We start from the raw sequence: 6540 nt of genomic DNA on the forward strand, positions 1-6540 counted from the left end.
CAAACCCCGACTATCAGCCCATGGTGGTTTTCCCGGCGTCCTACGCGGGAGAACAGCGTCAGGTTCTTTCTGCGCCGCCATCCGGTAAACCGCCGCTGTTTATTATGCTGGATGGCACCTGGACCGAAGCGCGAAAAATGTTCCGCAAAAGCCCGTATCTGGATGCTTTACCGGTGATTTCGGTCGATTTGTCTCGCGTCTCAGCCTACCGTCTGCGTGAAGCCCATGCTGACGGGCAATATTGCACGGCGGAAGTGGCGATTGCTCTGCTGGATCTGGCCGGTGATACCCATGCCGCCGGCGCGTTAGGCAGCCATTTTTCCTGTTTCCGCGAACGTTACCTGGCAGGAAAAACCGTTCATAAGGGCAGCGTCACAGCAGCTGAGGCGGAAAGCGTTTAAAATCATCAGGTCGCTTGCATTCACAGGAGAGTTGCATGAGCCAGCGAGGGTTAGAAGCGCTACTACGACCTAAATCCATTGCCGTTATTGGCGCCTCCATGAAACCGGATCGTGCGGGTTACTTGATGATGCGTAACCTGCTGGCTGGCGGATTTAATGGCCCTGTTATGCCCGTAACCCCGGCGTATAAGGCCGTACAGGGCGTGCTTGCGTGGCCAGATATTCAGAGCCTGCCCTTCGTTCCCGACCTCGCCATTATCTGTACGCATGCGAAACGGAATCTGGACTTACTGGAGTCGCTTGGCCAAAAAGGGTGTAAAACCTGCATTATTCTCTCATCACCTCCTGAACAGCAGCCAGAGCTCCTGGCCTGTGCAGGTCGCTTTCAAATGCGTATTCTGGGGCCAAACAGTCTGGGACTGCTCGCACCATGGCAAGGACTTAATGCCAGCTTCTCCCCGGTGCCTATCCGCAAAGGCAAACTCGCCTTTATCTCGCAGTCGGCCGCCGTATCGAACACCATTCTAGACTGGGCGCAGCAGCGCGAGATGGGATTCTCCTACTTCATCGCTCTGGGTGATAGCCTCGATATCGACGTGGATGAGCTACTGGATTTCCTGGCCAGAGACAGTAAAACCAGCGCGATTCTTCTCTACCTTGAGCACTTAAGCGATGCCCGTCGTTTTGTGTCAGCGTCACGTAGCGCATCGCGCAATAAACCAATCCTGGTCATCAAAAGTGGACGTAGCCCGGCGGCGCAGCGTCTTCTGAATTCGCATTCAGGTATGGATCCCGCGTGGGATGCCGCGATCCAGCGTGCCGGTTTACTTCGGGTGCAGGATACGCACGAGCTTTTTTCCGCCGTTGAGACGCTGAGCCATATGCGTCCGTTACGCGGCGAAAAGCTGATGATTGTCAGCAATGGCGCAGCACCTGCAGCGCTGGCACTGGATGAGCTCTGGCTACGCAACGGTAAGCTGGCTACGCTCGGCGAAGAGACGCTTCAACGCCTGCGTGACGCATTACCGACAAGCGTTACACCAGGCAACCCGCTGGATTTACGCGACGATGCCAGCAGCGAGCGCTATATAAAGGCAATTTCAATTTTGCTGGATAGCCAGGATTTCGACGCGCTCATGATAATCCACTCGCCCAGCGCGGTTGCGCCTGGTACAGAAAGCGCGCGGGCGCTCATTGACGCTGTGCATAATCATCCGCGTGGCAAATACGTTACCGTGCTCACCAACTGGTGCGGTGAATTCTCCTCTCAGGAGGCACGACGGCTGTTCAGTGAAGCTGGGCTGCCGACGTACCGCACCCCAGAAGGCACTATCACCGCATTTATGCACATGGTGGAATACCGTCGTAACCAGAAGCAACTGCGTGAAACCCCGGCCTTACCGGGTAACCTGACAGCGAATGCCGTCGACGTCCACCGACTGCTGCAACAGGCTCTCGAAGAGGGGGCGACCTCGCTCGACACGCATGAGGTGCAGCCCGTTCTCGGCAGTTACGGCATGCAAACGCTGCCGACATGGATTGCCAGCGACAGCGCGGAAGCCGTCCATATTGCTGAGCAAATTGGCTATCCGGTTGCCCTGAAGCTTCGCTCGCCGGATATCCCACACAAGTCGGATGTTCAGGGCGTGATGTTGTACTTACGCACGGCAGCGGAAGTGCAGCAAGCAGCAGATGCCATTTTCGACCGCGTAAAAATGGCATGGCCGCAGGCCAGGATCCACGGTCTTCTCGTGCAAAGCATGGCTAACCGCGCAGGCGCCCAGGAGCTACGCGTGGTGGTTGAGCACGATCCGGTCTTTGGCCCGCTGATTATGCTGGGTGAAGGCGGCGTTGACTGGCGGCCTGAAGAGCAGGCGGTGGTGGCATTACCGCCATTGAATATGAATCTGGCACGCTATCTGGTCATCCAGGCGATAAAAAGCAAAAAGATCCGTGGCCGGAGCGCCCTGCGCCCGCTTGATATTGCCGGGTTAAGCCAGTTCCTGGTGCAGGTATCTAACCTGATTGTGGATTGTGCCGAGATTCAGCGGCTGGATATTCACCCGCTGCTCGCCTCCGGCAATGAGTTTATCGCGCTGGATGTAACGCTGGATATTGCGCCATTCGCAGGGGACAGAGAGAGCCGTCTTGCGATCCGTCCTTACCCTTTACACCTCGAAGAATGGGTGGAGATGAAAAACGGCGAACGCGCGCTCTTCCGCCCTATTCTGCCGGAAGATGAGCCGCAGCTGCGCACGTTTATTTCTCAGGTGACCAAAGAAGATCTCTACTACCGCTACTTTAGCGAGATCAATGAATTCACGCATGATGATTTAGCCAATATGACGCAGATCGACTACGATCGAGAAATGGCGTTTGTGGCCGTACGGCGTTCCGGACAGAGTGATGAGATCCTCGGCGTGACGCGTGCTATTTCGGATCCGGATAATATCGATGCGGAGTTTGCCGTGCTGGTACGCTCCGATCTGAAAGGCCTGGGCCTGGGGAGACGGCTGCTGGAAAAACTCATCAGTTATACGCGAGATCACGGATTGCTACGCCTGAATGGCATTACTATGCCCAACAATCGCGGTATGGTCACTCTGGCGCGTAAACTTGGTTTTGACGTGGATATTCAGCTGGACGAAGGGATTGTGGCCTTGTCACTCCCCCTGACATCAGCAGATAAACAAGAGTAACCTACTGGAAATGTTACCCACTTTTGATAGCACTGGGGTATCATTGTCCGCTTATGTTGTTTGCATGCTACAGACAACCCTTCAATGAACAGAGAAGAAACGCACTGTGATGTTGTCAAAATTCAAGCGTAATAAACATCAACAACACCTTGCTCAACTACCGAAGATTTCTCAGTCAGTTGATGATGTAGAGTTCTTTTACGCTCCCGCTCATTTTCGGGAGACGCTCCTGGAAAAGATCGCCAGCGCTACGCGACGTATTTGTATTGTGGCGCTGTATCTTGAACAAGATGAAGGCGGGCGCGCGATCCTGAACGCGCTCTATGAAGCTAAGCGTCAACGTCCGGAGCTGGATGTTCGCGTTCTGGTTGACTGGCACCGTGCACAGCGCGGTCGCATCGGTGCGGCGGCGTCTAACACGAATGCTGACTGGTATTGCCGCACGGCGCAGGAGAATCCTGGCGTCGATGTACCTGTTTATGGCGTACCGGTGAATACCCGTGAAGCCCTCGGCGTTCTGCATTTCAAAGGCTTCATTATTGATGATAGCGTCCTCTACAGTGGCGCGAGTCTGAACGACGTTTACCTCCATCAGCTCGATAAATATCGATATGACCGCTACCATCTGGTTCGCAATGCGCAGATGGCAGATATCATGTTTAACTGGGTTGATAGACACCTGGTCCATGGCCGTGGCGTGAACCGTCTCGACGATCCTCATCGACCTAAAAGCCCCGAAATCAAAAACGATGTTCGCTCTTTCCGTCAGGAGCTGCGTGATGCGGTGTATCATTTTCAGGGCGATGCTAATAACGAAGAGCTCTCTGTTACGCCACTGGTCGGTTTAGGCAAATCGAGCCTGCTGAACAAGACCATTTTCCATTTGATGCCGTGTGCAGAGCAGAAACTAACCATTTGCACGCCATACTTTAACCTTCCCGCGGTGCTGGTACGCAATATAATCCAGCTGCTGCGTGATGGTAAAAAAGTGGAAATCATTGTCGGAGATAAAACGGCAAACGACTTCTTCATTCCGGAAGATCAGCCGTTCAAGATTATCGGCGCGTTACCTTATCTCTATGAGATAAACCTGCGTCGATTCCTGAGCCGTTTGCAGTACTATGTGAATACCGACCAACTGGTTGTGCGCCTCTGGAAAGATGAAGACAACAGCTATCACCTTAAAGGTATGTGGGTCGACGATGAATGGATGCTGCTGACTGGCAATAACCTGAATCCGCGAGCATGGCGCCTGGATCTGGAAAATGCGATATTGATCCACGATCCGCAGCATGAATTAGCCGCGAAACGCGATCGCGAGCTGGAATTGATTCGTACTCATACCACCGTCGTTCGGCATTACCGAGATCTGCAGAGCATTGCTGATTATCCGGTGAAAGTCCGCAAACTTATTCGTCGTTTACGTCGGATCCGGATAGACCGCCTCATCAGCCGTATTCTGTAATGTTAAGGCCCTGTCATTAACAGGGCTTTTTTATGGAGTTCGTTAATGCGTATCCCTCTCTTATTTGCCCTCTTTTGCCTGACAGGATGTAGCCACATGGCTAACGATAGCTGGTCTGGTCAGGACAAAGCCCAACACTTTATCGCTTCTGCTATGTTGTCTGCTGCGGGTAATGAGTATGCGCAACATCAGGGATACAGCAGGGATCGGAGTGCGGCAATCGGCCTGATGTTCTCAGTAGGGCTGGGAGCTTCAAAAGAGCTTTGGGACAGCCGCCCCGCAGGGAGCGGCTGGAGCTGGAAAGATTTTGCCTGGGATGTAGCCGGCGCAACGACCGGCTATGCCGTGTGGCAGATGGCGCATTATTAAAGTCGAATACCTTTTCCCTTGCGGTGCAGCATCAGGGACACGATGAAAGCCAGAGCTCCCATCACCGTGACATACCAGAAAAACGTTGTTTCACTACCCCATGATTTAAGCGACAGGGCAACGTATTCTGCAGACCCGCCAAAAATCGCATTCGCCACTGCATAAGAAAGCCCAACCCCCAGCGCACGAACCTGAGCCGGGAACATTTCCGCCTTGAGTATCCCGCTAATCGAGGTGTAGAAACTGACGATCACCATCGCCAGCATCACCAGCGCAAATGCCGCATACGGTGAGGAAACATGCTGAAGCGCAGTCAAAATGGGAACCGTACATAACGCAGACAATCCGCCAAAAATGAGCATTGACGTTCGACGCCCTATCTTATCCGAGAGCGCACCGATGAGCGGTTGTATGAGCATAAAGACAAACAGCGCTACAGTCATGACGACACTGGCGACATTGGCGTGCATGCCTGTGGTGTTCACCAGATACTTTTGCATATAGGTGGTGAACGTGTAAAAACTGAGGGAGCCACCCGCAGTAAAGCCCAGCACCATCAGGAAAGCCTTACGGTTACGCCATAGCCCTTTGAATGTTCCCGCCTCCTTCAACGTTCTGACTTCTTTCTGAGAGGTTTCATCTAACTGACGACGCAGCCAAAGTGCGACGATAGCCAGTACAGCGCCCATGGCGAAAGGAATCCGCCATCCCCAGGTGTGAAGCTGTTCATCTGTCAAAATCTGCTGCAGGATCACCACGACAAGGATGGCCAACAGTTGACCACCAATTAGCGTGACGTACTGGAATGAGGCGTAAAAACCTTTACGGCCTTCCAGTGCAATTTCACTCATGTAGGTTGCACTGGTACCGTATTCTCCACCGACAGATAGCCCCTGGAATAATCGAGCCAGCAAAAGCAGTGCCGGTGCCCATGTACCAATCGTTTCGTACCCGGGTAAGCAGGCGATCACCAGCGAGCCAAAGCACATCATACAAACCGAGATCAGCATGGATGCCTTACGACCACGACGATCCGCAATGCGGCCGAACAGCCAGCCACCGATTGGTCGCATTAAGAATCCTGCAGCGAATACCCCTGCCGTTTGTAGCAACTGCGTTGTGGTGTTTCCCGAAGGAAAGAAGATATGTGCGAAATAGAGAGAACAGAATGAATAGACGTAAAAGTCGAACCATTCAACTAGGTTCCCTGAAGAGGCACTGACGATTGCCCATACCCTTCTGCGGGTATCACTGTTAGCCAGCGTCCCGTTTGATGCAATACTTTCTGTCATTGTGATTATGCTCCAGCCATAAACAGCGGCATGTTGAGTCCAGCAAGATTCAATTGCCTCGTAAATGAAATGTTATAATTTTGTTATAACAAACATTGCGATGGAGATCACACATTCCATTAGCAGGATAAGGGATTAAGAGAAAGGCTAGAGAGGGGAAAGCACAAAGCAAAAACCCCGCACCTTTCGGTACGGGGTTCTTCTTAATTGATGCCTGGCAGTTCCCTACTCTCACATGGGGAGACCCCACACTACCATCGGCGCTACGGCGTTTCACTTCTGAGTTCGGCATGGGGTCAGGTGGGACCACCGCG

At 53.0% G+C, this 6540-nt stretch carries 6 protein-coding genes and 1 rRNA gene; 5 read left to right on the forward strand and 2 right to left on the reverse strand.

Translation table 11 applies throughout. The annotated features are described in order from the left end of the window. From K5E19_RS22840 to K5E19_RS22860, 5 genes are all read left to right on the forward strand, one after another. Positions 1-401: tRNA-uridine aminocarboxypropyltransferase (locus K5E19_RS22840; protein WP_221553217.1), on the forward strand; the 401-nt coding region annotated here is incomplete at its 5' end. A 35-nt stretch (positions 402-436) separates the two neighbouring features. Then, entirely contained in the window at positions 437-3100 is a 2664-nt protein-coding gene (locus K5E19_RS22845; protein ID WP_221553218.1) for a bifunctional acetate--CoA ligase family protein/GNAT family N-acetyltransferase, read from the forward strand. A gap of 84 nt (positions 3101-3184) precedes the next feature. Next, positions 3185-3232, forward strand: a complete 48-nt coding sequence (locus K5E19_RS22850) for a hypothetical protein (protein WP_214594211.1) — start codon at positions 3185-3187, stop codon at positions 3230-3232. Continuing rightward, entirely contained in the window at positions 3213-4565 is a 1353-nt protein-coding gene (gene pssA / locus K5E19_RS22855) for a CDP-diacylglycerol--serine O-phosphatidyltransferase (protein WP_260411923.1), read from the forward strand. Before K5E19_RS22850 ends, pssA begins: the two co-directional genes overlap by 20 nt. Positions 4566-4610: 45 nt before the next feature. Further along, positions 4611-4934 carry a YfiM family lipoprotein gene (locus K5E19_RS22860; RefSeq protein ID WP_221553220.1) on the forward strand — a complete coding sequence of 108 codons (324 nt, stop codon included), beginning with the start codon at positions 4611-4613 and terminating at the stop codon, positions 4932-4934. On the opposite strand, the gene K5E19_RS22865 is transcribed toward K5E19_RS22860, so the two are convergent. Both K5E19_RS22865 and rrf read right to left on the reverse strand, forming a co-directional pair. Next, positions 4931-6226: an MFS transporter gene (locus K5E19_RS22865; RefSeq protein WP_221553222.1), complete on the reverse strand. Its 1296-nt coding sequence runs from the start codon at positions 6224-6226 to the stop codon at positions 4931-4933. The genes K5E19_RS22860 and K5E19_RS22865 overlap by 4 nt on opposite strands. A gap of 212 nt (positions 6227-6438) precedes the next feature. Continuing rightward, a 5S ribosomal RNA gene (gene rrf, locus K5E19_RS22870) occupies positions 6439-6540 on the reverse strand; the annotation flags it as partial.

Origin of the sequence: Enterobacter sp. RIT637 (assembly GCF_019718755.1) — a bacterium.
In the GTDB taxonomy this organism is placed as follows: Bacteria; Pseudomonadota; Gammaproteobacteria; order Enterobacterales; family Enterobacteriaceae; genus Enterobacter.

What these genes read in the sequence shown, in the direction of transcription:
- K5E19_RS22860 (WP_221553220.1), top strand. Translation starts at nt 4,611, where the DNA reads ATGCGTATCCCTCTCTTATTTGCCCTCTTTTGCCTGACAGGATGTAGC.
- K5E19_RS22845 (WP_221553218.1), top strand. Translation starts at nt 437, where the DNA reads ATGAGCCAGCGAGGGTTAGAAGCGCTACTACGACCTAAATCCATTGCC.
- K5E19_RS22865 (WP_221553222.1), bottom strand. Translation starts at nt 6,226, where the DNA reads ATGACAGAAAGTATTGCATCAAACGGGACGCTGGCTAACAGTGATACC.